The sequence below is a fragment of the uncultured Cardiobacterium sp. genome (genome assembly GCF_938028825.1).
In the GTDB taxonomy this organism is placed as follows: domain Bacteria; phylum Pseudomonadota; class Gammaproteobacteria; order Cardiobacteriales; family Cardiobacteriaceae; genus Cardiobacterium.
In genome coordinates this window covers 1-22498 of record NZ_CALIZP010000094.1, presented here as the reverse complement: position 1 = coordinate 22498, position 22498 = coordinate 1, and the positions used below count along the sequence as shown (strand labels likewise).

At 63.5% G+C, this 22498-nt stretch carries 18 protein-coding genes; 8 read left to right on the top strand and 10 right to left on the bottom strand.

Translation table 11 applies throughout. The features are described from left to right. Window positions 1-167: 167 nt before the first annotated feature. Window positions 168-797 carry a c-type cytochrome gene (locus tag Q0562_RS13605; protein WP_298645224.1) on the bottom strand — a complete coding sequence of 210 codons (630 nt, stop codon included), beginning with the start codon at window positions 795-797 and terminating at the stop codon, window positions 168-170. 53 nt (window positions 798-850) lie between these two features. On the opposite strand from Q0562_RS13605, the gene Q0562_RS13600 reads away from it, so the two are divergent. Continuing rightward, window positions 851-1105 (top strand): accessory factor UbiK family protein, encoded by a 255-nt coding sequence (locus Q0562_RS13600; RefSeq protein ID WP_298645222.1) that lies wholly within the window; start codon window positions 851-853, stop codon window positions 1103-1105. 88 nt (window positions 1106-1193) lie between these two features. On the opposite strand, the gene ilvD is transcribed toward Q0562_RS13600, so the two are convergent. The 6 genes from ilvD to Q0562_RS13570 form a co-directional block, all read right to left on the bottom strand. Next, window positions 1194-3026, bottom strand: a complete 1833-nt coding sequence (gene ilvD, locus Q0562_RS13595) for a dihydroxy-acid dehydratase (protein ID WP_298645252.1) — start codon at window positions 3024-3026, stop codon at window positions 1194-1196. 91 nt (window positions 3027-3117) lie between these two features. Beyond that, window positions 3118-3723 (bottom strand): BON domain-containing protein, encoded by a 606-nt coding sequence (locus tag Q0562_RS13590; RefSeq protein WP_298645221.1) that lies wholly within the window; start codon window positions 3721-3723, stop codon window positions 3118-3120. 201 nt (window positions 3724-3924) lie between these two features. Next, window positions 3925-4866, bottom strand: a complete 942-nt coding sequence (locus tag Q0562_RS13585) for a porin (protein WP_298645219.1) — start codon at window positions 4864-4866, stop codon at window positions 3925-3927. A 201-nt stretch (window positions 4867-5067) separates the two neighbouring features. Continuing rightward, the gene (acpS, locus tag Q0562_RS13580; RefSeq protein ID WP_298645217.1) at window positions 5068-5460 is read right to left on the bottom strand and encodes a holo-ACP synthase; all 393 of its coding nucleotides are present in this window, start codon (window positions 5458-5460) and stop codon (window positions 5068-5070) included. Further along, window positions 5457-6341 (bottom strand): DMT family transporter, encoded by an 885-nt coding sequence (locus Q0562_RS13575; RefSeq protein ID WP_298645215.1) that lies wholly within the window; start codon window positions 6339-6341, stop codon window positions 5457-5459. The genes acpS and Q0562_RS13575 overlap by 4 nt, the downstream gene beginning before the upstream one ends. Continuing rightward, window positions 6338-6820 carry a GNAT family N-acetyltransferase gene (locus Q0562_RS13570; RefSeq protein ID WP_298645213.1) on the bottom strand — a complete coding sequence of 161 codons (483 nt, stop codon included), beginning with the start codon at window positions 6818-6820 and terminating at the stop codon, window positions 6338-6340. Before Q0562_RS13570 ends, Q0562_RS13575 begins: the two co-directional genes overlap by 4 nt. 124 nt (window positions 6821-6944) lie before the next feature. On the opposite strand from Q0562_RS13570, the gene Q0562_RS13565 reads away from it, so the two are divergent. Both Q0562_RS13565 and Q0562_RS13560 read left to right on the top strand, forming a co-directional pair. Beyond that, window positions 6945-8861, top strand: a complete 1917-nt coding sequence (locus Q0562_RS13565; protein WP_298645211.1) for a ComEC/Rec2 family competence protein — start codon at window positions 6945-6947, stop codon at window positions 8859-8861. Window positions 8862-8976: 115 nt separating this feature from the next. Further along, window positions 8977-11562, top strand: coding sequence for a heavy metal translocating P-type ATPase (locus Q0562_RS13560; RefSeq protein ID WP_298645206.1), 2586 nt, complete (start codon window positions 8977-8979; stop codon window positions 11560-11562). 33 nt (window positions 11563-11595) lie between these two features. On the opposite strand, the gene Q0562_RS13555 is transcribed toward Q0562_RS13560, so the two are convergent. Next, the gene (locus tag Q0562_RS13555) at window positions 11596-13008 is read right to left on the bottom strand and encodes a sulfatase-like hydrolase/transferase (protein ID WP_298645204.1); all 1413 of its coding nucleotides are present in this window, start codon (window positions 13006-13008) and stop codon (window positions 11596-11598) included. Between the two features lie 162 nt (window positions 13009-13170). Between Q0562_RS13555 and Q0562_RS13550 the strand changes: the two genes are divergently transcribed. From Q0562_RS13550 to secF, 5 genes are all read left to right on the top strand, one after another. Then, on the top strand, window positions 13171-14871 hold the full coding sequence (locus tag Q0562_RS13550) for a molecular chaperone HscC (RefSeq protein ID WP_298645202.1): 1701 nt from the start codon (window positions 13171-13173) through the stop codon (window positions 14869-14871). Between the two features lie 71 nt (window positions 14872-14942). Beyond that, window positions 14943-16058 (top strand): tRNA guanosine(34) transglycosylase Tgt, encoded by a 1116-nt coding sequence (gene tgt / locus Q0562_RS13545; RefSeq protein WP_298645250.1) that lies wholly within the window; start codon window positions 14943-14945, stop codon window positions 16056-16058. A gap of 43 nt (window positions 16059-16101) precedes the next feature. Further along, complete coding sequence (yajC, locus tag Q0562_RS13540; protein WP_298645201.1) at window positions 16102-16551, top strand: preprotein translocase subunit YajC; 450 nt, start codon at window positions 16102-16104, stop codon at window positions 16549-16551. Window positions 16552-16611: 60 nt separating this feature from the next. Next, the gene (secD, locus tag Q0562_RS13535) at window positions 16612-18471 is read left to right on the top strand and encodes a protein translocase subunit SecD (RefSeq protein WP_298645199.1); all 1860 of its coding nucleotides are present in this window, start codon (window positions 16612-16614) and stop codon (window positions 18469-18471) included. A 7-nt stretch (window positions 18472-18478) separates the two neighbouring features. Further along, entirely contained in the window at window positions 18479-19399 is a 921-nt protein-coding gene (secF, locus tag Q0562_RS13530; protein WP_298645197.1) for a protein translocase subunit SecF, read from the top strand. Between the two features lie 96 nt (window positions 19400-19495). On the opposite strand, the gene mnmC is transcribed toward secF, so the two are convergent. Together mnmC and Q0562_RS13520 are read right to left on the bottom strand one after the other, a co-directional pair. Next, a complete protein-coding gene (mnmC, locus tag Q0562_RS13525; protein ID WP_298645195.1) occupies window positions 19496-21310 on the bottom strand; it encodes an FAD-dependent 5-carboxymethylaminomethyl-2-thiouridine(34) oxidoreductase MnmC in 1815 nt (604 codons plus the stop codon). A 2-nt stretch (window positions 21311-21312) separates the two neighbouring features. Beyond that, a complete protein-coding gene (locus tag Q0562_RS13520; protein WP_298645193.1) occupies window positions 21313-22329 on the bottom strand; it encodes a nitronate monooxygenase in 1017 nt (338 codons plus the stop codon). Window positions 22330-22498: the final 169 nt, after the last annotated feature.

The window sequence follows — 22498 nt, the reverse complement described above, 5'->3', positions numbered from 1 at the left end:
GCGGGGGTTTTTGCCGGAGACGTTGCAGGCAACGTCTCAAAATCAGGAAAGCGCGTGGTTTTCCCGCTTGCGGCCGTTCTTATCAAGAATGCAAAAAGCAGGCTGCGTCTGCTGCTTGATGGGCTGAAGCCCATCCTGCGCCCGCCAAGCGGTACAGATTTTCGCCGTTACGGTGCCTGCGTCGAGAGCCAGGCGGCGACGGCGGCGCTGTCTTCTTCGTTCAAATGGCGCGCGGTCGGGAACATGCCCTTTTCGTCGGCGCTGTCGTTGGGGCGGTCGCCGCGTTGCCAGGCGGTGATTTGTGCGCGCAGGTACGACGCGGGCTGGGCGGTAATCGCGGGGATTTTGCCGTCGCCGCGATTGTCCGCGCCATGGCACTGCGTGCAAGGCTGGATGTTACGTTCGGAATCGCCCTGCTCCGCCAATACCTTGCCGCGCGCAAGTTGCGCTTCCCCGGGCGGCGCGGCGGCAACGGGCGCGGGCGGCAGCGTCGCGTAATAGGCGGCAATATCCGCCATCTTCTCTTCGTTCATCATCATGGCAAACGTCTTCATCGAGGCGGATTTGCGCCCGCCGCTCTTGTAGGCGGCGAGTTGGGCGGCAAGGTATTCGGCATTCAGCCCCGCCAGACGCGGCCAGGATTCCCCGCCGGGGTTGTCGCGTCCGTTGCCGTCCTCCTGATGACAGCCGACGCAGGCACCGTTCGACGCCTTGCCGCGCACCGCATCGCCGCTGCCGGCACAGACGGCGGCATGGGCGGCAAGCCCCATGACCATAATAAGGACGGAATTTTTCATAATTGCCTCTGTGTTACACTGCGCCGCCATTATCTCATGCCGTGGAGTTTGCGATGAAAAACAACCCTTTTTCCTTTTTCCTGGATCAACTGGAACAGAAATTGCCCGATTCACTGCGCCCGGTGCAGGCGGAAATCCGTGCCGCCGCGCGTGCCATGATTGATGAGCGGCTGGCAAAATCCGACTGGGTGCCGCGCAGCGAATTTGAGGCGCAGGAACGCCTGCTGGCGCAGGCGGAGGCGCGCATCGCGGCGCTGGAAGCGAGACTGAACGCCACTGCCCTGCCGCAGGCGGGGGCGAATGCCTGAATCAAGCGGGCATGGAATAAGAAACGGGCCGAACGGCCCGTTTTTTATCGCCAAATTGCGAAGAGGGATGACGGCGCAGGGCGGAGGCTCAATCCAGCTTGCTCAAATCGCGTACCGCGCCTTTGTCGGCACTGGTGGCAAGCAGGGCGTAGGCTTTGAGCGCCGCCGAGACTTTGCGCGCGCGCGGGGCGGCGGGTTTCCAGCCTTTGGCGTCCTGCTCGGCGCGGCGGCGTGCCATTTCTTCGTCGCTGATGTCGAGGTGGATGGTGCGCGCGGGGATGTTGATGCGGATGGTGTCGCCGTCGCGCACGAGGCCGATGGCACCGCCTGCCGCCGCTTCCGGCGAGGCGTGGCCGATGGAAAGGCCGGAGGTGCCGCCGGAGAAGCGGCCGTCGGTAAGCAGCGCGCATTTGGCACCGAGCCCCATGGATTTGAGGTAGCTGGTCGGATAGAGCATTTCCTGCATGCCCGGCCCGCCTTTGGGGCCTTCGTAGCGGATGACGACGACATCGCCCGCTTTGACTTCGCGTTTGAGAATGCCGTTCACGGCGGCGTCCTGACTTTCGTAAACGATGGCTTTGCCGCTGAATATGTGAATGCTTGCGTCCACCCCGGCGGTTTTAACGACGCAGCCGTCTTCGGCGATGTTGCCGTAGAGGACGGCAAGGCCGCCGTCTTGCGAGTAGGCATGGTCAATGTCGCGGATGCAGCCATTCGCGCGGTCATCATCCACGCTGTCGTAACGGCAGTTTTGCGAGAAGGCAGTCTGGCTGCGCAGTCCGGCCGGGCCCGCTTGGTAAAATTCACGGATTTCCGGGGCAGGGTTGCGGGTCAGGTCGTAGCGGTCAATGGCGTCTTGCAGGGTCGCGCTGTGCACGGTCGGCATGTCGGTACGAATGAGGCCTGCGCGCGCGAGTTCGGCGAGGATGTTCATGATGCCGCCAGCGCGGTGCACGTCTTCGATGTGGTATTTGGGCTCGTTCGGCGCGACTTTGCACAGCTGCGGGATGCGGCGCGACAGGGCGTCAATGTCTTTCATGGTGTAGGGGACGTGCGCTTCTTGCGCGGTAGCGAGCAGGTGCAGGATGGTGTTGGTTGAACCACCCATGGCGATATCGAGGGTCATGGCGTTCTGGAAGGCATCGAAGTTGGCGATGGAACGCGGCAGGACGCTGGTATCGCCTTCGCGGTAGTAGCGCTCGGTGATGGCGACAATGGTGCGCGCAGCATTCAGGAAGAGCTGTTTGCGGTCAGCATGGGTAGCGAGGGTGGTGCCGTTACCGGGCAACGACAGACCCAGCGCTTCGGTCAGGCAGTTCATGGAATTGGCGGTGTACATGCCGGAGCAGGATCCGCAGGTCGGGCAGGCGTTTTTTTCGTAATCGTCAACGGTCGCGTCATCCACTGCCGGATCCACGGCATAGACGATGGCATCAACCAGGTCGAGTTTGTGCTTGGCAAGCGCGGTTTTCCCCGCTTCCATGGGTCCGCCGGAGACAAAGACGGCGGGGATGTTGAGGCGCATCGCCGCCATCAACATGCCGGGGGTGATTTTGTCGCAGTTAGAGATGCAGATCATGGCATCGGCACAGTGCGCGTTGACCATGTATTCGACGGAATCGGCAATGATGTCGCGGCTTGGCAGGGAGTAGAGCATGCCGTCGTGCCCCATGGCGATGCCGTCATCCACGGCGATGGTATTAAATTCTTTGGCGACCGCCCCCGCCGCTTCGATTTCGCGCGCGACCAGTTGCCCCATGTCTTTGAGGTGTACATGGCCGGGAACGAACTGGGTAAAGCTGTTGACCACGGCGATGATGGGCTTGCGGAAGTCTTCATCTTTCATGCCGGTCGCACGCCACAGGGCGCGGGCACCGGCCATATTGCGCCCGGCGGTGGAGGTTTGGGAACGGAGGGGGATTGCCTTTGTCATGATGTTTTGCCTGTTTTTTGTGGATGTCAGAAACGATGAAGCCGGCCGCCTGCGGCCGACTTCGTGGGGATGCGGAGGGTCAGAAGTTGCCGCCACCGGTGGTGGTTGCCGGGTTCTGCACGATTTCAAACATGCTGACGATTTCTTTCACCCCGGAGACGCGGCGCGCGATGTCCACCGCTGCCTGCGCTTCTTCTTCGCTGACGATGCCGAGGAGATAGGTGTAGCCGTGTTCGGTAACGACTTTGACGCGGGTCGGGTCAAATCCGGCGATTTTCACATCCAGCAGCGCCGATTTGACCTTCGCGGTCTGCTTGGAATCGTAAGCGCGTTCCATGAAGGTGCTGCGCCGCCCGATCACGAGCTGGTTGTGCACCTGTTTGACGCCGGGGATGCGCTCGACGGCGGCGGTGATGTGCTGGCGGATGTTTTCGTTATACGCCTCGCCGGTAAGCAGTACCATGCCGTTGTATCCGGTTGCGCTGACGTGGCTGTTGTCGGCCAGCATTTTGGTTTGGCGGATGGTGTTCAGCACTTTCAGTTCCAGGGCGTTGTCGTCAATAACCGTACCTGCCGAGCGGCGGTCATGCACCATACCTGCCGTTGTCGCCGCACCGCCGACGAGCATCATGCCGCAGCCTTGCAGCAGCAGGGTGGCAAGCGCGAGAGAAAGCATTTTTTTCATAAAGGACGCAAAAATCTGTGTTAAATCGTGGGCTTTGCATTATAAACAAAATCTGCCCAGGCCACTGTTTTGCGTGCGCAACAGGAATGTGTGCGACGCTGCCGGGCGGAACCCCTGTGGTTTTGCGGTACGTCACGAGGTGATTCATGGGTAATAAAAAAGCGAACCCGAAGGTTCGCTTTTTGCGGTAGAGGATACCGATTAGAAGTCGTGACGAACGCCAACAACAACTTCGTAGTTATCATCTGCGCCTTTCGCACGCGGATCATTGTAAGTACCTTCAACCCAAGTGTAGGTACGCGGGCTGAGGTTGTACTGGTAACCGAGGGCATATTCGTACCAGTCATCCTTACCTTTACCATCTTTGTAGCCGAAGCCAGCGCGGAAGGTGTTGTTGCCGAGGTAATAATCACCAGCCAAGTTGTAATAGCTATCAGCGCTAGACTCGTGTTCGTAACCAAGACCAACTTTGAAGGTGTCATTCTTAAAGCCAGTAGAACCACCCATCAACTCAGTAGAACCTTTACCTTGATCCTGATATTGGTAAGCGCCACCAAAGAAGAAGCCGCTGTTTTCATAGAAAGCGCCAGCTTCCCAAGCATCTATACCTTTAGAATCAGAGCTAGAGATAACGCTATTATCGCCATCCAAGATCATAGAAGCGCCAATCTTGAAGCCGTAGATATCCGGGCTGACGTAGCTGATAACTTTGCTCAGACGATTAGAACCGTTATGGTATTTGAAATAAACATCTTGGAAGTTATCGTTAAAATCGGTTGCAGTGGCAAAGATGGTTTTTTGACGTCCCAAGGTCAGGGTACCGAAGTCACCTTTCAAACCGAGATAAGCGTAACGGGTACCCTCTTTGGCGCTAGTAACACCAGCATCGGTTACATTGAATTCGAAGCGGTAGAATGCTTGCAGACCACCATTCAGGTCTTCGGTACCACGAATGCCGAAACGGGCAACACTGCGTTTCAGGTCCCAATTAGTTTTATTGAGTTCCAAAGGACGATTATTTTCGGATTTATCGGCAACTTTGACGGAATAACCGATAGCGCCGTAAAGCGTCGTGGTGTTTTCTGCTTGGGCAACGCCGACCATGCCGGCCAGAACGCTCAATGCAATCAGTGATTTTTTCATGTTAAGTCTCCTAGCAATAGCTAAATTCAATTTCGCGGATCGCCTAATCCGGGAGCAATCATACTGGCTTTTTTGTGGTCGTGCAACCGTTTTGTTGCAAGAAACCAACAACGGTATTTTTGTTGTTATTTTACGACGGCGCGGCTTGCCGTTTTTCTGCATCCGGGTGGGTAATGCACGGAATGGGTGCGGGTTTTCACGTTATGGCTTGCTGCGAGCGCGGGTTTGCCGTTCGCACCAGACGAAGGCGACGGCGTAATCGCGTTCGTCGCTGAGGCTGAGGTGGATGGTGGCGATGCCGCGCGCCAGGCGCAGGCTGCGCAGTGGTTCGGTATCGGCGAATTGCGGCGCGCCCAGCGCGGTCTTGTCGAGGCGGATGGCGGGCATGACCAGCGGCGCGCGCAGGCCGGTGCCGAGGGCTTTGCCCAGCGCTTCTTTGGCCGCCCAGCGCATGGCGAGGTAGCGCACCGGATCGCGCGCCCCGGCGAGGCGGGCGCGTTCGGCGGGGTGCAGGATTTTTTCCGCCAGACGCCGGCCGTGGGTGTGCCACAGGGCGGCGATGCGGCGTTTGTCGATGATGTCGGTGCCGATCATGAGAGGGCCGGGGGTTTCTGGGCGATGATCATCGCGGCAAAGAGCAGGGTGCAGCCGGTGAGCATCAGCGGGGTGACGGGTTCGGCCAGCCACAGCCAGCCGGCGATGAGGGCGAAGACGCTTTCCAGCGAGAGGATGATGGCGGCGGGCGTGGCGGCGACGCTGCGCTGCCCCCAGGCTTGCAGGAAGAAGGCGAGGCCGGAGGAGACGATGCCCGCATAGAGGATGTCCCAGCGGCTGTACGCGAGGCGGGCGGGGTCGGACAGGGCGGGCAGGCCGTCGCTTGCGACGGCGATGGGCAGGGCGATGAGGGTGGCGGCGAATGTCTGCATCGCGGTCAGGGCGAGGGCGTCGCTGCGGCGCACGGCGATGCCGGTATAGATGACGTAAAACGCCCAGATGAAGGAGCAGGCGAGGGTGACGCTGTCGCCGATGTTCCAGCCAAGCGTCTTGTCGTCGCTTTTGATGCCGACGAGGCAGCAGATACCGGCGAAGACGAGGATGAGAGCGGCGATTAAGTGTTTATGCAGCCGCTCGCCCGCGATAAGCCCCAGCAGCGGCACGAGGATGACGTAGATGCTGGTGATAAACCCCGCCTTGCCGGCGGTGGTGTGGGCGAGGCCCCATTGCTGGCTGTACATGCCGAGATAGAGCAGGATGCCGCAGACGATGCCGTCGCGCGCCCAACGGCCCCAGACGGGTTGGCGGCGCAGGGCGAGCATCAGAACGAGGAACGCGGTGGAGACGGGCAGGCGCCAGGCGGTGAAGAGCGTGGCGGAGACGGCGGCGGCGCTGTGCCGCTGGAAAATGAAGGTGCTGCCGAAGAGGGCGGCGGTAACGAGCAGGGCGAGGTGGCCGCGATGGAAGGCGGGAAGCATCATGCGGGGCGGGTTTGTTCAAAAATATATTGCAGGCCTTTCAGGCCGGGGTAGGTGCGGCCGCTGTCGCGGAAACCGCAGCGCAGATACAGGCGCCGGGCGGCGGCATTGGCATGGTGGACACCGAGGACGAGGCGGCGGATGGCCGGGATGTGGCGGTCGATATAGGCCCACAACACGGGCGGCGCGAGCGCCAGTGCGGCGATGCCACGCCCCTGCCACGCGGGGTGGATGGACATCGAGCGCAGCAGCAGGGCGTGCGCATCGTCGCTGTAATCTGCCCTGTTGGCGCCGCTGTCGAGTATGAAAAAGCCGACCGGCGCGGCATCGGCAAGGATGCTGACGGGATATTGTCCGGGGCGGAAACCGCTGTCGAACCATGCTTGCGGCGCGCGGGTGTAGTTGTCCTGCGGCGGCGGCAGGCGGTAGGCGAGGGCGGCGTAGTGCGTGGCTGCGCAGGGGGTGAGGGCGATGCGGGGCATTTGTCGGTCGTGCGGAAATTCGCGGGCATTGTAGCGCTTCGCCGCGCAGCGGCAGCAAGCGGTATGGGTTCCGCGCCGCGCCGCTTACAATGACGGCAGAGGCATTTTCGGGAAAGGAGCGGCAATGGGCGGCACAGGGCGGGACGGGCAGGGCGGTCATACGGCGGACGGCAGCAGCGGGCGACGTACCGCCCTCCCGCCGCTCGATGCGACCCTGCTCGCAGTCGTGGTCGGCATACTTCTCGCCCGGCACCTGCCGCTGTCGCTGTGGTGTCTGCCCTGCACGCTGGTGCTGCTCGGCCACCGCCTGACCCGTTTCCCCGCCATCGCCGTGCTGGCGGCGCTGTGGACGCTGTCGCCGTGGCAGTTCACCTCGCCGCTGCCCGCCGCAGCGGATTGCCGTGCCGACTTTTACATCGCCGATTTCCCGACGCGCGGTTATCCCGTCGGCAGCCGCTTCGTCATGGCGACGCTGGACGCGGGCGACTGCCCGCTGGCGCGCGGCGACCGCCTTGCCGCCGCCGATTTTTCCCGCCGTTCCTATCGTCCCGGTGAGGCGGTGCGCGCCGAGGTGCGCCTGAAAGCGGGCGACGGCGGGCTGTCGGCGCAGCGGGAGCGGCTGCGTGGGCGGGCGACGGTGCGCGCGGTGGTGCCGCTTGACGGGGTAACGGTACCGTGGACGGTGCGGCAGCGCGCCGCCCTCGCCGCCCGCATCGACGCCGTCTTCCCCGCCGCGCAACGGGCGTGGCTGCGTGCGCTCATCATCGGCGACCGCAGCGGGCTGGACGCAGACGCGCAGAACCGGTTGCGCCGTAGCGGCACCACGCACCTCATCGCCATCTCCGGCCTGCATCTGGCGCTGATTGTGGGGCTGTTCTACCTCATCCTGCGCCATGCCTCCGCCGCTCTGCCGCCGCGTTGGCGCGGCGGGGTGCAGCCGCACACGCTCGCCCTGCACGGCACGCTGCTGTGCGCTCTCGTCTATGCCATGCTCACCGGCGCGGCCGCGCCGGTACTGCGCGCCTGGCTGATGCTCGCCGTGCTGGCGCTGTGCTGGCACTGCCCGGAGGCGGGCGGCGGGCGGCAGGCGCTCAAACTGGCGGCGCTCGGCATCCTGCTGGTGAATCCGTGGCAACTCGGCACAGCGGGCGCGTGGCTGTCGTTTGCGGCGGTGGCGGTGATTCTGTACAGCGCGCCGTTGTGGCGGCGACTGCGCCCGCTGTGGCAATGGCCGGTGTTGCAGGCGCTCATCACGCTGGCGCTGCTGCCCATCGGCTGGGCGTTGTTCGGCGGCATCAGCGTGGTGTCGCTCGCCGCCAATCTGGTGCTGATTCCGTGGCTGGCGCCGGTGCTGGTGCTGGCGTTGGTGGCGCTCGTCCTGCCGCCGCTGGCGCCGCCTGCGGTGTGGCTGCTGGATACTTTCCTGCACGCGCTGGCGGCCCTTGCCCAACCCGCCTGGGCGTACCGGCAACCCGCCTTCCAGCCGACCATCGCCGCCGGGTTGTGCGCGACGGCAGCGGTCCTCTGCGCGCTCGCCCGCCTGCGCGGGCGGGATTTCCCGCTGCGGGCGGCGGATGATGCCGCCCCGCCGTGGTATTGGCGGCTGCCTGCCGCGCCGCTTGCCTGGATGGCGCTTGCCGTCGGCATCAGCCTGCATGCCGTTCTTGCCGCGCCGCCCGACTTCCTCGCGCCGAACGGCAGCGCGGTGCGCTATTTTGGCGGCAAGACGCTGGTGGTCAACACCGGACTGCGCCACCGCAACTACGGACGCGACGATGCCGCGCGCTACCTGCTGCCGGAACTGCGGCGACGCGGGCGGCGGCCCGATGCCATCGTCCTCACCGGCAAGAACCTGCGGCACACCTCGGCGCTCATTACCCTGCTCGATGCCTACCCGCAGACACCCGTGTACAGCACCCTGCCGCTGCCCGACCTGCCCTTTGCCGTCGCCTATTGCCCGGCGGCAAACGCGGCGGGACTGGTGTTCAGCAAAACGGCGGCGGGCTGCACTGCCCGCTTCGGCAGCGTCCGCCTGCCCTAGCTCCATGCGGCAGTCTGAGGGAACCAGCATTTTTTCAAGCAGTTATGGGAATAACCGGATGGAAACCGCGCTGCGGCGCCGATACACTGCTCCGCCCATCACCCCCGCCAACCCCATGACCTGCTACCACTGCCACCGGCCTATCCTTGCCGGCACCGACATCCATGACGACGCCGGCCATGCCTACTGCTGCACCGCCTGCCGTGCCGTCGCCGCCATCATCAGCGCGCACCACCTCGACCAGTACTACACCGTGCGCGACCATCCCGCGCCCCGGCCTGATACCGCCTACGACCACAGCCACTGGCAAGCCTACGACCTGCCCGACATCGCCGCCCAGTACACCTATCACGACGGCGAAAATAACGAAATCCACCTCTACATCGACGGCCTGCACTGCGCCGCCTGCACCTGGCTCATCAGCCGCGCCCTCGAACGCGCGCACGGCATCACCCACACCCACATCAACCTGACGACAGGGCGCGCCGAAATCCGCTGGCGCGACACCCCACTCTCGGCCATCCTCGCCACCATCGCCGACCTCGGTTACACCCCGAACCTCACCACGCCCGACCAGGAAGAGCGCCGCGACCACCGCCGCCGCAACCACGACCTGCTGCGCCTCATCGTCGCCGGCCTCGGCATGATGCAGGTGATGATGTTCGCGACCGGCCTCTACACCGGCGCCTGGCTCGGCATCGAGCGCGAATACGAACAACTGCTGCGCTGGATCAGCGCGCTCACCAGCGCCCCGATCATGCTCTACGCCGGCTACCCCTTCCTGAAAAACACCTGGCTCGCCCTCAAACAGCGCCGCCTTAATATGGATGTACCCATCGCCATCGCCTGCGCGGGGGCGTGGCTCGCCAGCCTCTACCACACCCTCCTCGGCCACGGCGAAATCTACTACGACGGCGTCACCATGTTCATCTTCTTCATCACCATCAGCCGCACCCTCGAAGCGCACACCCGCCGCCGTGCCCGCCACAACCAGCACCACTTTGCCCGTCTTCTGCCTGACGCCGTGTACCAACGCGCGGCCGACGGCGAATACCGCCTCGTACCGTTGCCCGCCATCCGCGTGGATGACCACATCCGCGTCCTGCCGACGCACACCATCCCCGTGGACGGACGCATCGAAGCGGGCACCAGCCGCGTGGACGAAAGCATGTTAAGCGGCGAAAGCACCCCGCAATACAAACAGGCGGGCGACACCGTCCTCGCCGGCAGCACCAACCTGGCAAGTCCGCTCGACATCCGCGTCACCCAAACCGGACAACAAACCACCCTCGCCGCCATCCGCCGCATCAGCGCCCGCGCCGAACAGCACCGCTCGCCGCAGATAGACCGCAACGAAACCCTCGCCCGCCATACCATCCTTGCCGTACTCATCCTCGCCGCCGCCGGTTACCTCATCTGGCAGTGGATAGCGCCCGCGCGCGCCTTCGACATCGCCCTCGCCGTACTTGTCGCCACCTGCCCCTGCGCACTATCGCTGGCGACGCCGACCGTGCTCACCGCCGCGCTCAACCACGCGCACAAACACGCCATCCTCATCAAAAACAGCGACACCCTCGACTGCCTCACCCGCATCAAGCGCATCCTCTTCGACAAAACCGGCACCCTGACCGTCGGCAAATACCAACTGCGCGCAGGCGAAACCTATGGCGACGCCGACCCGCACATCCTGCTCGCCATCGCCAAAACCCTCGAAACCAACAGCACCCACCCCGTCGCCTGGTACTTCAGCCGCCAGGAAACCGCCACCCTGCCCATGACGAACATCACCCAGCACAGCGGCAAAGGCGTCAGCGGCGACTGGCAGGGCAGCCGCTGGCATATCGGCAGCGCCGCTTACATGCAGGAAAATGGTGTCTCCATCCCCCTTCCCCGTGGGACTGGAACAGCCCGCCCGCAGGACGAAAAAGGGGACGGGGGAGAGGGCATCCCGTACGGCGAGACCGACACTGGCGCGGCTGCCAGCGTCCACCCTTCCACTGTCCCCAAACGCCACTGTGGCTATGCCATTAATACCGGAAGACGCCTGCAAGAAAATTACGCCCGCCGACAATCCCCCATCCCGGACACAGACGAAGATACCGCCAACACCACCCACGTTTACCTCGCTGAAAACACCACCCTGCGCGCGCACTACCGCCTGAGCGACCCCGAACGCCCCGGCCTCGCCGCAACCCTGACCGCGCTTGCCGCCCGCTACCACCTCGCTATCGCAAGCGGCGACCGCAGTGCCAACGTCGCCCGCCTCGCCGCGCGCTACCACATCACGGACTACCACGGCGACCTGCGCCCAAACGACAAACTCGCCCTGCTCGAAGCGCACGACCCCGCGCATACCCTGATGATTGGCGACGGCATCAACGACGCGCCCGTCCTCGCCCGCGCCGCCGTCTCCGTCGCCGTTGGCCGCGCCAACCCGCTGTCGCAGACCCATGCCGACATCGTCCTCATGCAAAACGGTCCCGACGCCTTGCCCTACCTCTTCGACCTGGCCACACGTACCCAACGCATCATCCGCCAGAACCTCGCCTGGGCGACCGCCTACAACCTCCTCATCCTGCCGCTTGCACTCTGCGGCTATCTCACCCCGTGGATTGCCGCGCTCGGCATGAGCACCAGCTCGCTGCTCGTTACCGCCAACGCCCTGCGTATCCAGCGCACCGCCCCGCCGCCCGGGGCATAAAAGTAAAGGGCGGGATGCCCCGCCCTTGCTCCGCTATTCCTTCACCTTGAAATGAACCCAGGCGACTTCGCCCGGTTCCGTCAGATACTTGAACATCTCGCCCAGATTGATCACCGGCGGCGGGTGGTCGCCGACCACAATCACCTCGACGCCGCGCATTTCCGGCTGCCGGACCAGTTCCGCCAGTTCATCGAAAAACTGCGTCTGCAAGCCGAAATTGCGGCAGAGCATCGTATCCGCCGGCAGACCGTAGGCCGCGCAGTCGAGGCGGTGGTTGAACAAGTCCTCGGCGGGATAATCGGTGTGCGAGGTCAGCGTCATCCAGTAAAAGAACAGTTTCGGGTGATGGGCGAAGGCTTCCTTGACGATCGCGAACAGGGCGCTGTCGCAGACGCCGTTGAACGCCTGGCAGGTCGGCTTGCCCATCAGCTGTTCCGCCGCCACGACCTGCGCAAAACCCGCTTTCGGGTACCAGCTGGAACGGTCGTAGAGCAGGCTGCTGGCACCATGCTGGGCGACCGTCATATACCCCTGCTGCCGCAGGCGGTTGGGCAGGCAGTCTGCGAAGCGACCCGCCGGGGTACGGCGCAGAGCCAGCCCCTGTACCTGCAAGACGCACAGCTCGCGGATTTCGCCCTGCACCGTGGCGCCGACAAAGGGGAAATGGCCCACCTGCCAGATGTCGAAGCGGTCGCGTTCTGCTGCCAGTTTTGCCAGCACGGCATCCTGCAAGGCGGGATTTTTCGGCTGCCCCCAGGACTCGTTGACGATAAAGAGGATTTTTGCCGACGGCGGTTGTGCCAGCAGTCTTGAAGCGTGATCGAATTGCAGCGGGGAAAACACCGCTTCGACATCGTTGGCGGTAATCCGGGCAAATTCCTTGCTCCTGCCGTACAAGGCGAACTGGCTCTTGCCGTAGAAGAAATTGTTGCGCCCGAAGAGATTGGTCTGCAAACCGCGCTCGTGATATTGCAGGTGCCCGGTGAAATAGGATGCCACCGCCAGCGGGATGGCGAGCCATAAAGCGTGGTAGAGATTGGTCCTTTTTCCCAGCCGCCACAGGCAGAGGGGCATGATGAGGACATACGCCAGCGCCAGGAGGCAGAGCAGCCGGTACGACCACGGCGCTTTCAGCACAAACGGCAGCAGATAGAGGGCACCGCGCAAATCCAGGAAGGGGAAGAGCTGCATCACGAACATCAGCACATCAAACAGAACGGCCAGCCAGAATGCCGCGATACCCGCAAGGCGCGTCCAGCGCCACGGCGCCGCCAGCAAAAGCACCGCGACGAAATAATCCAGATTCAGCAGCGGCCGCGCCGTATGGGTCAGCCACGCCAGCAGCAGAAAAGCCACGTTGGGCGCGACAAGCAACGCCAGGGCATAAGCCAACGCACGAAATGAAAAGGGCGGCAGCGCAATCTGCCGGTTCCAGGAAAGATTCACAGATACTCCTTGCAGTCATTAACGGCCGGCCAACACTTGACCGGCCGCGTATGTTACCCCGCCGCAACGATAGCGGGAAACTGCCCCTGCCCCGCCGCCGGGCGGGCATTGTGCCCCCGTCGCTGTATAATCCGCGCCATTTTCCGCCCGGAGCACAACAACATGGATACCCCCATCCTCGGCATCGACCTCGGCACCACCAACAGCCTTGTTGCCTACTGGCAGGACGGCAAGGCGCAGCTCGTCAAAAACGCCCTCGGCAGCGTCCTCACCCCGTCCGTGGTCAGCGTTGACGACGACGGCAGCATCCTCGTCGGCGCCGCCGCGCGCGAGCGCCTCGTCTCGCACCCGCAGGCGACCGCCGCCGCCTTCAAGCGCTACATGGGCAGCAGCAAGCGTTACCGCCTCGGCCACCGTCACGAATTTTCCCCGGAAGAACTCTCGGCACTCGTCCTCGGCGCGCTCAGGGCCGATGCCGAAGCCGCCTTCGGCGCGCGCGTCACGGATGCGGTCATCACCGTCCCCGCCTATTTCAACGACACCCAGCGCAAAGCCACCCGCCACGCCGCCGAACTGGCCGGGCTGAACGTGCGCCGCCTGCTGAACGAACCCACCGCCGCCGCGATGGCCTACGGCCTGCACCAGGGGGAAGACGCGCGCAAATTCCTTGTTCTCGACCTCGGCGGCGGCACCTTCGACGTGACCCTGCTGGACATGTTCAGCGGCATCATGGAAGTGCGGGCAAGCGCGGGCGACAACATGCTCGGCGGTGAAGACTTCACCGAACTGCTCATCCGGGGCTTCGGCGGCGCCCATCCCAAAGCCGACCTCAGCGGCGTACAAGGCCCACTCTACGCCGCTGCCGAACGCGCCAAACAGGCGCTGAACAGCGGCGATACCGACATGTCGCTCAACGTGGGCGGCGAGACGCTCGATTGGCACATCACCGCCGCCGACTGGGAGAACCGCTGCGCGCCGCTCATCGAACGCTGCCGCGCGCCCATCGAGCAGACCCTGCGCGACGCCGGGGTGCGCGCCGCTTCGCTGGACGACATCATCCTCGTCGGCGGGGCGACGCGGATGAGCGTCCTGCGCAAGGCGATGGCGCGTCTCTTCGGCCGCTTCCCGACCACCGGCCTCAATCCGGACGAAACCATCGCCATCGGTGCCGCCATCCAGGCGGGGCTGGTCGCGCAAGACCAGGCGCTGGAAGAAGTGGTTATGACTGATGTCGCTCCCTACTCGCTTGGCGTCGAAACCAGCATCCAGACCAGCGAGCAGCACTACGAAAGCGGCGTGTTCAGCCCCATCATCGAGCGCAATACCGTCATCCCCGTCAGCCGCATGGAAACCTATTACCCCATCCACAACAACCAGGACGCGCTGCTCTTCAAAATCTACCAGGGCGAAGCGCGGCTCGTGCGCGACAACATCTACCTCGGCGAAATCAACATCCCGCTGCCCGCATACAGCGACCCCGAACAGATGCCCGCCGAAGTGCGCTTCACCTACGACGTCAGCGGCCTGCTCGAAGTGGATGTGCACCTGCCCGCCGACGGCAGCACGCACCAGCTCACCATCCACAACAGCGGCGTCAACCTCGACGATGCTGCCTTGCGGTCGGCACACGAAAAACTGGCAAAACTGAAAATCCACCCACGCGACCAAATAGAAAACCGCACCCTGCTGGCGCGCGCCGACCGCCTCTACACCCAGCGCCTCGGCGAAGACCGCCAGTACATCGGGCAGCGCATCGCCCTCTTCACCGCCGCCCTCGACAGCCAGGACGAACGCCTCATCCGCGAAGCGGCAAAAGAAATGCAGGAATTCTTGCAGCATATGGACGACGATCCCTGGCAATGACGGCGCGGGCGGCGGGCTTCGCCGCTGTCGCGGTGCGCCCACCACAGTTTTCTGCCATCGGCAAGGACATCATGCACTACACACTCATCACACAAGACGGCGACGCGCGTCGCGGCACCATTATCTTCCCCGACGGCCAGCTCGTGCAGACGCCGGTTTTCATGCCGGTCGGCACCCTCGGCACGGTGAAAGGGCTTGCACCGGAGGAATTGCACGCCCTCGGCGCGGAAATCATCCTCGGCAACACCTTTCACCTCATGCTGCGCCCCGGCGAGGACATCGTCGCCGCGCACGGCGGCCTGCATCAATTCATGCACTGGGACAAACCCATCCTCACCGATTCCGGCGGTTTTCAGGTGTTCAGTCTGGCGAAAATCAGGAAGCTGACCGAAGAAGGCGCGCATTTCCGCTCGCCGGTGGACGGCAGCGCGGTGTTTCTCAGCCCGGAACGTTCCATGCAAGTGCAGCGCGCGCTCAATGCCAATATCGTCATGCAGCTCGACGAATGCACCCCCTACCCGGCGACGCACGAGGAAGCAGCGAAATCCATGCGCCTGTCGCTGCGCTGGGCGGCGCGCAGCAAGGCCGCACACGCAGGCAACCCCAACCACCTTTTCGGCATCGTCCAGGGCGGCATCTATCCCGACCTGCGCCGCGAATCGGCGGAAGGCCTGGTCGCGCTCGACCTGCCCGGCTATGCCGTCGGCGGTCTGGCGGTCGGCGAACCGCTTGACGCGCGCAACGACACGCTGGAACACACCCTGCCGCACCTGCCTGCGCACAAGCCGCGCTACCTGATGGGCGTCGGCAAACCGGAAGACATCGTCGAAGGTGTGCGGCGCGGCATCGACATGTTCGACTGCGTCATGCCGACGCGCAACGCACGCAACGCCTACCTCTTCACCCGCTTCGGCACCCTGAAACTGCGCAACGCGGCGTACAAGCGCGACCTGCGCCCCATCGAAGAGGATTGTGATTGCTACACCTGCCGCCATTACAGCCGGGCGTACCTGCACCACCTCGACAAATGCAACGAAATGCTCGGCGCGCGGCTCAACACCATCCACAACCTGCGCTACTACATCCGCCTCATGCACGACATGCGCGCGGCTATCGAAGCGGGGCAGTTCGCGAGCTTCGCCGCCGACTTCTACGCCATGCGGCGCGCCGAAGCGAGTACGCTATAATGCGCGCCGCTTCCCCTTCCATAACACATTAAAGGACAAACCCATGCTATTCATTCAAGACGCCTACGCCCAAGCCGCCCCCGCCGCAGCACAAGGCGGCGGCTCCCTGCAAATCATCATGCTGGTCGTGCTCTTCGGCGCAATGTGGTTCTTCATGATCCGCCCGCAGCAGAAAAAGATGAAGGAACACCAGCTGCTGGTTTCCAGCCTGAAAAGGGGCGACGAAGTGATGACCAACGGCGGCCTGATGGGGCGCGTCATCGACCTCGACAATTTCGCCATCGATCTGGAAATCGCCAGGAACACCGTGGTGCGCATCCAGCGTGGTGTCGTCGTGCAAATCCTGCCGAAAGGCTCGCTCAAAGCCACCCTCGGCAGCAACAGCGCCGCCAATGACGACAAGCACGAGAAAGGCGACAAAAAAGACGGTAAGCACGACAAGGCGGACGAGGCCCCCAAAGCAGACGGCAGCGACCCAAAAGAAAAAGAATAAATGCCATACCGAAGGCTGCCGGCGGCAGCCTTCATCACTTGAACCAACCGGAACACCACCATGTCCAAAGCCTACCCCGCATGGAAATACCTGCTCATCATCGCCGTTACCCTCTTCGGTCTGCTGGTCGCCCTGCCGAACTGGTATGGCAAAAGCCCGACCGTGCAAATGCAATTCCCTACCCCGGAAGCAGCGGCAACAGCAGCAGGCAATATCACCAAACAGCTCAATGACGCCAATCTTGCCCCCATGCGCTGGAAACAGGACGGCGAGAACCTCAACCTCTTCTATCCGCAGACCGACGTGCAAATCCAGGCGCGCGACCTGCTTGCCACCAAATACCCCGACAACAGCGTTTCCGTCAACCTGATGGCGAACACCCCCGAATGGCTGCAAGCTCTCGGCCTCGCCCCGGTCAACCTCGGCCTCGACTTGCGCGGCGGCATCTCCTTCCTGCTGCAAGTGGACAGCAACGAACTTTTCACCCGCAAATCCGCCGAACTCATCGACCTCGCCACCACCACTACCGCGAAAAACAACATCCCGATGCAGGGCGCGGAAGCATCGGCCAACGGCGGCGCCATTCTCAGTTTCGCGACGGGCGCCGACCGCGAACAGGCGCTGGATGCCCTCTACCGCCTGCTGCCGACCGGCATCGAACAAATCAACTATGAAGAAAACGGGCAGTACCGCGTGCACATGCAATACACCGAACAGGGCATCAGCGACATGAAACGCCGCGCCGCCGACCAGAACCGCATCCGTATGGCGGGCCGCGTCAACAGCCTTGGTGTCGCCGAGCCCTCCATCCAGGTCGTCGGCGATGACCGCCTGCTCATCCAGCTCCCCGGTATTCAGGACGTCGCCAAAGCGAAAGAAATGCTCGGCTCCACCGCCACCCTCGAATTCTATATCGTCGATGAGCAGGGCGACGTCGCCCGGGCGGTACAGATGAAGCGCGCACCGTTCGGCAGCAAACTCGCCTATTTTGAAGACGGCACGCCGATACTGCTCAAACGCAAAGTCGTGATGAGCGGCGAACATATCGTTGATGCGGCGGTGGATACTGCCAACCAGAGCGGCATCGCCGTCAGCGTCGTCCTCGACTCGCAGGGCGGGGCGCAGATGGCGGAAATTACCCGCGAAAACCTGAAAAAACCGATGGCGACCGTGTACGTCGAATACGTCCCCGTCACCAAGAACGACGCCGATGGCAAGCCCGTGACCACCGTGGAAAAACGCGAGACCGTGGTCAACTCCGCCACCATTCAGGGGCAATTCGCCGAACGCTTCCAGATTACCGGCGTCGAACCCCTCTCGCGCGCGAAAAAACTTGCCGCCACCCTGCGCGCCGGTTCGCTTGTCGCGCCGGTGTACATCATCGAAGAACGCACCATCGGCCCGAACGCCGGGAAAAAGAACATTGACCAGGGCGTGAACGCCTCCGTCATCGGTTTCCTCTTCGTCGTCGTCTTCATGCTGGTGTACTACCGCAAACTCGGCCTGGATGCGGATCTCTCCCTGCTCGTCAACCTGATCCTGCTGGTAGCATCCCTGTCGCTGGTCGGTGCGACCCTGACCCTGCCGGGCATCGCCGGTATCGTCCTCACCCTCGGCATGGCGGTGGATGCCAACGTCCTCATCTACGAACGCATCCGCGAAGAACTGCAACACCATGTGGACGTGCGTACCGCCGTGCGTCTCGGTTATGAAAACGCCCTGCCGACCGTGGTGGATGCCAACATCACCACCCTCATCGTCGCCGTGCTCCTCTTCAGCTTCGGTGCCGGCCCCATCAAGGGTTTTGCCGTTACCCTCTCCATCGGCATCCTGACCACCATGTTCACCGCCGTGTACGTCAGCCGCGCGCTGGTCGAATTCACCACCCTGCGCAAAGAAAACCCGCAGATCAACATCTGAGCCCGCCATGCAAATCAAACACCCCTTCATCCCCTTCATGAAATATGCCCACGACGGGCTGTGGTTCTCCCTCTTCCTCACCGTCACGGCTGTCTGCCTCATCATCTTCCGGGGCTTCAACTTCGGCCTCGAATTCACCGGCGGCGCGACCATCGAAGTGCAGTACCCGCAGACGGCGGACGTGACCCGCGTCCGGGGCATCGCCGAAAAAATCGTGCCGGATGCGGGCGTCGTGCAATACGGCTCCTCGCGCGACATCCAGATCCGCTTCGCCGAACAGGAAGGCAGCAACATTGACGACACCATGAGCAAAATGGTTGCCGCCGTGCAGGCCGACAACCCGGAGGCCAAAATCACCGGCCAGTCCAAAGTCGGCGGGCAGTACAAAGAAGAACTCGTCAGCAAAGGCCTGCTCGCCATCGGCCTCGCCTGCGTCGGCATGATCATCTACCTCGGCCTGCGCTTCGAATGGAAATTCGCCCTCGGCGCGGTGCTGGCGCAACTGCACGACGTCATCATCACCGCCGGCGTCTTCTCGCTCATGCACTGGCCGTTCGACCTCAACGTGCTGGCGGCACTGCTCGCCGTCCTCGGTTACTCGGTGAACGACACCGTCGTCGTCTATGACCGCATCCGCGAAAACTTCCGCAAGCTACCCGCCATCTCCCCGAAAGATGTCATTGACACCTCCATCAACCAGACGCTCGCCCGCACCATCGTCACCAGCCTGACCACGCTGCTGGCCGTCATCGCCCTCTTCTTCTTTGGCGGCACCATCCTCAAAGGCTTCTCGACGGCGATGATGATCGGCATCATCTTCGGCACCTACTCCTCCATCTTCGTCGCCAGCGCCCTCGTGTACAAAATGGGTGTGCGCCATGAAGACCTGATGCCGCGTTCCAAGCGCCCCATTGACGATTTGCCGTAAAACACCGGACGCAAAAAAACCGCTGCACGAGCAGCGGTTTTTTTGTGCCTGCTGCGGCCAGGCGGGTCAATACCGCATCGTTTCTATCTGAAACGGCTATATCTGTCCGTGTTTGAGTGCGCGGATGAGGTAACGGGTGGGGTCAATGCGTTCGAGTTGCGGCGCAGGCAGCGGGATGGGGGTGTTGTTGATGATGGCAGTGAGGATGTCGGCGTTCAGCCAGGCGTAGGTGCAGCCCTTGGAGCCGAGGCCCTGGTGCATATAGTGGCGCGGGTGGTGGGCGATGTCGCGCATGATGGTTTTGTGCGCGTCGCGGCGCAGGGCGGCGTATTCGTGCAGAACGCTGGCGGCGTCGCAGATGGCGCCGACCAGCGGCATGTGGTCGCGGCTGGCACCGCGTATGCCGACGAAGTGACCGCGCAGTTCGGTGCGGGCGTCGGGGTAATATTGCAGGATGGCGGCGAGGTTGCGCGCGTCGTCATCTGCGCGCGGGGTGAGGTCGGTATCGCCGGGACCAAAGCCCGCGCCGCTGTAAACGCTGTCGCCGTCGGGGATGAGTGTGCGTGCGGCGCAGTACACGCCCGGCGGCACGCGGTCGCTGTGATAGGTGCTGCCCTGGCCGCGCAGGGGGCGGATGGTGTGATGCAGCGCGGCTTCGGGATTGAGCGCGGTCTGCCAGCCGCAGCAGTGGATGATGGCGGCGTAGTCGGTAAGTGCGGCGAGGTCGGTGAGGGTGCGGGTCGTGCGGGTGATGTTGGGGTGGTCGGCAAGCGCCGCAAGCAGGGCAGGCAGGTGGACGGCGCCGCCGCGCGGGTAGGTGAGGTCGGTGGCGTTGCCGCCGATTTCGGCGGTGCTCAACAGGTGGGCGTCAAGCAGGGCTTGCTGGCGGCGTGCTTCGCGCGGGTTTGCGGCGTGGTTGGTGACGCCGCAGGGGTTGTAAGTGTTGCGCGGAAATGTGTGCAGGGCGCGCATGGCGTGGTGCCAGGTGGCGAACTGGTAGGGACGGTCGGGCGAGGCTTCGCTGTCGGGGTTGAGATAGGGTACGGCGAGCGGGACATGGCTGGCGGCGGGATGGACGTCGCTGTGGTAGAGGGTGACGCGGCGGCCGCTTTCGGCGAGGGCGCGCGCGGTGGTGCTGCCGGCGATGCCCGCGCCGATGATGGCGATGGGACCGTCGGCAGCGGCGGGCTGGTTGGTCCAGTGCGGTTCTGCTGTGGGCGGGTTGGCGAGGGCGGCGGTGAGCATGTCGCGTTTGGCGCCGTAGCCCGCCGTTTTCCGGATGGTGAAGCCGGCTCCGCTCAGGGCGTCGCGCACGGCGGCAGCGGCGCTGAAGGTGGCGAGGGTCGCGCCCGGCGCGCTGTGGCGGGCGATTTCCTGCATGAGGGCGGGCGTCCAGCAATCGGGGTTTTTCGCCGGCGCGAAGCCGTCGAGGAACCAGGCATCAACGCGGGCGCGCAGCGGCGGCAGGGTGTCGCGGATGTCGCCGAGGATGAGGTGCAGGTGGATGCGCGGGTGGATTTTGAGGAGATGATGACCCGCGTGGTTGTGCGGGTTTTGCGCGAGAAAGGCAGCGCGGAGGGCGGGTTGCGGCCAGTTTTGCCAGAGACGGGCGAGGTCGGCGGCGGCGACAGGGTGGCGCTCGAAGCTGAGGTAGTGCAGGCGCGCGCTTGGCGGCGCGTCGCGCAGGAAGGCGTCGGCGGTGTGCAGGAAGTTGAGGCCGGTGCCGTAACCGATTTCGCCGATGGTGATGTTGCCGGTGCAGCGGGTGAAGCGTTCGTGCAGGCGGTTGCCGTTGATGTAGGTGTGCTCGGCCTCGGCAAAGCCGTCGCCGCTGTAATAGATGTCGTGGTAGCGCTCGCTGCGCGGGTTGCCCGCGTCATCCGGGTTGAGGCGGGTGTAGTCGAGCAGCATGGTCAGGCGATGAGTTGGCGGATGTGTTGCGCCTGATGATTCAGGTAGTGGGTCAGGTTCTGCGGGTCGTCAATGGCACTCAGTGACACGCTCAGCGGGCGCTCATCCGGTTTGGCGGCGAACGCGGCGGCGAAGAGGGCTTCGTGACCACGCAGCAGTGCTTCGTCATTCTTGCTGAATGCGTGGCGCAGGCAGCGCAGCGGCCGGGCGGTGTACTGCGCGGAGATTTCGCTGTCGTATTCGTTGGCATGAACGATGCGTTCGCGGATTTCCAGCGCCAGACCGTTTTCGGCACAGGCAAGGAAAGGGCGGTCGAGCATTACGGCTTGTGCGCCGCTGATGATGGCGGCAACGATGTCGGCACCGTCGGTGAGATCGCCCCAGAGGACAAGCGGTTTGTCGCTGTATTTGCGCACCTGTTGCAGGAGCGAAAGCGCGCCCTGTTCGACAAGCGGCAGGTCGTTGGTGAAATGGCTGCGCTCGCCGCCCGCTTCCATGCCTTGCAGGACGAGGGCATCCGCGCCGTAGTCGTCCGCGCTGATGGCTTCGAGCAGGTTGCCGACGATGGCGAAGGTGAAGATGTTTTGTTCGCGGATGAGCGCGAGGGTTTCGCGGTCGGGCAGACCCTGCGCAAAACCGATGGCGCGCGGTTTGGCGGCAATGGCGGTTTCCAGCAGATCGAGGAAATGATCGCCGCGATGGGTAATCAGCGGTTCGGTAAAGAGGCGGCGTTGCAGGATTCCGGCGGCGAAGCTGTCCGGGGCATCGCCCTGCGGCTGCTGCGGCAGTAGGTGGGCAAAGCAGAAGGATGGCGCACTGTGGTGTTTGCGATAGGCTTCGATGCGCGCGGTGAGGGCGGTCCGGGTATCGTGCGTGGCGATGCGGATGATGCCGTGTGCGCCGTGGGCGCTGATTTTGCCGGACATTTCGGCGTGGATGAGGTCGAAGGGCAGCGGGGCCTGCCAGAAGGGATACTGGCTTGCCAGTTGCTGGCTGAGTGCATTGGCTACGAGGTACATGGCGTTCCCTGACTTTGCTACTGGGTGTATCTGCCCGAATTATAGCGGAAAGCCGCAGGCCGTGTGCCCGTGTGGCGCGAGCAAAAAAAGAGCCGGGCTTTGCAGCCCGGCAAACAACCACCAAAGGAGGATATAGAGGAGATAACATCAATGATGTCGGGCGTGGATT

Excerpts from the sequence above, each read along its gene's own strand:
- Q0562_RS13520 (WP_298645193.1), bottom strand. The coding sequence starts at position 22,329 with ATGTACCTCGTAGCCAATGCACTCAGCCAGCAACTGGCAAGCCAGTAT.
- Q0562_RS13590 (WP_298645221.1), bottom strand. The coding sequence starts at position 3,723 with ATGAAAAAAATGCTTTCTCTCGCGCTTGCCACCCTGCTGCTGCAAGGC.
- Q0562_RS13585 (WP_298645219.1), bottom strand. The coding sequence starts at position 4,866 with ATGAAAAAATCACTGATTGCATTGAGCGTTCTGGCCGGCATGGTCGGC.
- secD (WP_298645199.1), top strand. The coding sequence starts at position 16,612 with ATGTCCAAAGCCTACCCCGCATGGAAATACCTGCTCATCATCGCCGTT.
- secF (WP_298645197.1), top strand. The coding sequence starts at position 18,479 with ATGCAAATCAAACACCCCTTCATCCCCTTCATGAAATATGCCCACGAC.
- yajC (WP_298645201.1), top strand. The coding sequence starts at position 16,102 with ATGCTATTCATTCAAGACGCCTACGCCCAAGCCGCCCCCGCCGCAGCA.
- Q0562_RS13565 (WP_298645211.1), top strand. The coding sequence starts at position 6,945 with ATGGGCGGCACAGGGCGGGACGGGCAGGGCGGTCATACGGCGGACGGC.
- tgt (WP_298645250.1), top strand. The coding sequence starts at position 14,943 with ATGCACTACACACTCATCACACAAGACGGCGACGCGCGTCGCGGCACC.
- Q0562_RS13550 (WP_298645202.1), top strand. The coding sequence starts at position 13,171 with ATGGATACCCCCATCCTCGGCATCGACCTCGGCACCACCAACAGCCTT.
- Q0562_RS13560 (WP_298645206.1), top strand. The coding sequence starts at position 8,977 with ATGACCTGCTACCACTGCCACCGGCCTATCCTTGCCGGCACCGACATC.
- mnmC (WP_298645195.1), bottom strand. The coding sequence starts at position 21,310 with ATGCTGCTCGACTACACCCGCCTCAACCCGGATGACGCGGGCAACCCG.
- Q0562_RS13575 (WP_298645215.1), bottom strand. The coding sequence starts at position 6,341 with ATGATGCTTCCCGCCTTCCATCGCGGCCACCTCGCCCTGCTCGTTACC.
- Q0562_RS13605 (WP_298645224.1), bottom strand. The coding sequence starts at position 797 with ATGAAAAATTCCGTCCTTATTATGGTCATGGGGCTTGCCGCCCATGCC.
- Q0562_RS13570 (WP_298645213.1), bottom strand. The coding sequence starts at position 6,820 with ATGCCCCGCATCGCCCTCACCCCCTGCGCAGCCACGCACTACGCCGCC.
- acpS (WP_298645217.1), bottom strand. The coding sequence starts at position 5,460 with ATGATCGGCACCGACATCATCGACAAACGCCGCATCGCCGCCCTGTGG.
- Q0562_RS13600 (WP_298645222.1), top strand. The coding sequence starts at position 851 with ATGAAAAACAACCCTTTTTCCTTTTTCCTGGATCAACTGGAACAGAAA.